The organism is Streptomyces pactum (genome assembly GCF_016031615.1).
GTDB classification, from domain to species: Bacteria; Actinomycetota; Actinomycetes; order Streptomycetales; family Streptomycetaceae; genus Streptomyces; species Streptomyces pactus.
Window position 1 is genome coordinate 1 of sequence record NZ_JACYXC010000035.1, and the last position, 1,045, is coordinate 1,045.

Consider the following 1,045-nt stretch of genomic DNA (forward strand, 5'->3'; position numbering starts at 1 on the left):
TGACCGGAACCATGGCCCGGCGGCGACGGCGTGAAGAAGATGTGCGGGGGCCATGTCGGACGGGTGATCCGGCTGTCGGCCCGGCCCCGGGGTGCCGTACGGTTTCTGCAGATGAGAGAAACACCCCGCTCGCAGGGGGGACTGCGAGCGACGCCGAGGCGGCGCTTCCCCAGCTCCGTCCCGGCCGTGCCCTTGCGCACACCACTGGAGCCTCCGGCTCCGGATCTCCTCACCGATCGGACGGCCGCCCGCCCCAGACCCCCCGGGGCGCGCGGTCCGCCGGTCGCCCCGGCGGCCCCGGAGCCACCCCCCCTGTTCCTGGGCCGCCGGTCTCTCTCCTCACGCTCTGTGTCCTGACGTCCGCTGTCCTGCTGTTCGCCCTGGTGACCTGGCAGGTGGCCGTCGACGGCCCGCTGCGCGGGATGGACGAGCGGGCCGGCCGGGCCGCCGGCGGCCGTCTGCTGCCGGGCGCGTTCGCGGAGTTCCTCGCCGACCTCGGTGGCACCGCGGTGGCGCTCCCGGTGCTCGGGGCGGCCGCCGCATACACGGCCCGGCGGCTGCGTCGCGTGACCCCCCGGTGGTGGCTCCCGCCGCTGTCCGCGCTGCTCGCCCTGGCGGTGGTGCCCGCCCTGGTGGCCCCGGTGAAGGCACTGCTGGACCGGCCCGCGCCGCCCGGCCCGCTCGCCGGCACCGACGGCTTCTACCCGTCCGGCCACACCGCGACCGCCACGGTGGCGTACGGGGCGGCCGCCATGCTGCTCCTGGCGGCGCACCGGGCACGGGCCGCCGACCCCTCCGGACGGCGGGGCCACCGACCGTCCCGCCGGGGACCGGTGGTGGCGGGCGTGACGGTCACCCTCCTCAGCACGGGCGTGGGCACCGGCCTGGTGGTCCGCGGCTACCACTGGCCGCTCGACGTGGCCGGCAGCTGGTGCCTGTCCGCGGCGCTGCTCACCGTGCTGTCCCTGACGATGCGACGGTGGCTCGTCCCCCGCGGCTGAACGACACCCGGCCGGGCGGCGCTGCGGCCCCTCCCCGCCCGGCC

General features: G+C 77.7%; 1 protein-coding gene. It reads left to right on the forward strand.

The features are described 5' to 3' along the window. The first annotated feature begins 383 nt into the window (after positions 1 to 383). Positions 384 to 1,001 (forward strand): phosphatase PAP2 family protein, encoded by a 618-nt coding sequence (locus tag IHE55_RS30520; protein ID WP_307826772.1) that lies wholly within the window; start codon positions 384 to 386, stop codon positions 999 to 1,001. The last annotated feature ends 44 nt before the right edge of the window (positions 1,002 to 1,045 follow it).